2 protein-coding genes are annotated in these 1826 nt (G+C 61.0%); both read right to left on the reverse strand.

Annotated features, from left to right (window positions below; genetic code table 11):
- Positions 1–30: 30 nt before the first annotated feature.
- Complete coding sequence (locus VZ95_RS11655) at positions 31–1014, reverse strand: Bug family tripartite tricarboxylate transporter substrate binding protein (RefSeq protein ID WP_045775989.1); 984 nt, start codon at positions 1012–1014, stop codon at positions 31–33.
- 275 nt (positions 1015–1289) lie between these two features.
- A partial coding sequence (locus VZ95_RS11660) for a LysR substrate-binding domain-containing protein (protein ID WP_045775990.1) occupies positions 1290–1826 on the reverse strand: 537 nt, incomplete at its 5' end.

Here is a 1826-nt window from a genome sequence, read left to right on the forward strand (position 1 = left end):
CGACGCCAAGGGGAGCGGGCTTAAGCCGCGTCAATCGATCGAAATATTGGCGCTCGCGAGGAACTTCGCCCAGCGGGCCGATTCAGCCTTCATCATTGCGCCGAATTCTGCCGGGGTATCGCCGACGATTTCGGTGCCTTCCGCCGCGAGCCGTTCCTTGATGAGCGGCGAGCCGAGCGCGGCCAAAGTTGCGTCGCGCAGTTTTTGGATGACCGGCTGCGGCGTGTTTTTCGGCACGGAAAACCCATACCAAGCAGCCGAGGTATAGTCCGGTAAACCGCTTTCGGCGACGGTCGGAATCGTGGCCAGCTTTTCCACGCGCTTATCGGTGGTTACGGCCAGCGGCACCATTTGCCCGCCGTCGATCAGGCCGAGCACGGAAGGAAGCGTCGTCACCATAAAATCCCCGCGTCCGCCCAGCATATCGTTTAAGGCCGGGCCAGCGCCTTTATAGGGAATGTGAACCGCGTCGATATTCGCCTGGGCGAGCAGGAGGGCGGTGGCCAAATGGCTGGCCGACCCATTGCCCGCCGATCCATAGCTCAGCAGGCCAGGTTTGGCTTTGCCGTAGGCCATGAGGTCTTTGAAGCTTTTGAATTGGGAGTTCTTGGCGACAACGACGACGAGGGGGGTGCGCGCGATCAGAGTAATCGGCGCGAAAGCTTCCAGCGGGTCGATCCGTAAATTCTTGAAGAGATGGGGATTGACCACCATCGGCCCTTGATTGGCCATGAGAACCGTATAGCCATCGGGCTTGGCACTGGCGACGGTCTGCGAGGCGACGTTGCCGCCCGCCGTGCCGTTATTCTCGACAATCATCGTTTGGCCGAGCTTCTCGCCGACACCATTGGCGACCAGCCGGGCAATCGCGTCGGTACCGCCGCCCGCCGCATAGGGAACGAGCAACCGAATCGGCCGACTTGGGAAACTATCGGTTTGGGCGAAAGCCCGCGTGACGGGGACGACCGAAGCCGTAGCAATGAGTAGCGCGAAGAGCGAGCGGCGATTGAGCATCTTTTTTCCTCCCAGGGTTATCTTGAGCACAGCATTCCTCGGTCGTGCCGCAGTTTCTGAGCGGCGCGCAGATTCGATCAGTCGCCAGCCGGGGCGTGGCGCGTGAGGGTGATGCCCCCTCGGTTAGACCGGTCTCGGGGTCGCCTTCTGCGGGCGCGGGCCGAGGCTGTGGGGGCGGGATAGTGTGCTTACAGCAGATAGCGCGTCGCAATTCGGATATGAATTGCAAATATCGGCAGGATTAATGCGTAAAGGTTATAAATTAGGCGGTTGGACTAACCCCAACGCTGCATCAGCATGTCGTAGAAGCGCTGTCCCGCCGGGGAGAGGCTCGCCCCGCGCCGCCGCACAATACCGACCGTGCGGGTTACGACGGGATTGACGAGGGGGCGGCTGGCGAGCACCGGATGCGGCCCAGCGGGCAGGCTCATGCGCGGCAGGGCGGCGATGCCGAGCCCGGCTTCCACCAAACCGAGGGAGGTGGAGAGATGCTGAACCTCATAGAACCAGCGCGGGCGCCAGTCGGTTTGCGCCAATTGCAGATCGAGTATCAGCCGATTGCCGCTGAGCCGCCCAACGGTGATGAAACGATAGGGTTTCAACTCCTGCCAGGAAACTTCCTTGCGGGCGGCCAACTCGTGATCGCCCCTACAGGCTAAAACAAAAGGCTCTTCGACCAGAGGATCGAAGGTAATTTCCGACTCTTGTGTGCCGAGGAGCGTAATCCCCAACTCCACCTCGCCATTCAAAACCGATTGCAGCACCGCATTGGCCCCCTCATCGACCACGCGAATACGGATATTGGGATAGGC

It is taken from the genome of Elstera litoralis, assembly GCF_000963705.1.
In the GTDB taxonomy this organism is placed as follows: domain Bacteria; phylum Pseudomonadota; class Alphaproteobacteria; order Elsterales; family Elsteraceae; genus Elstera; species Elstera litoralis.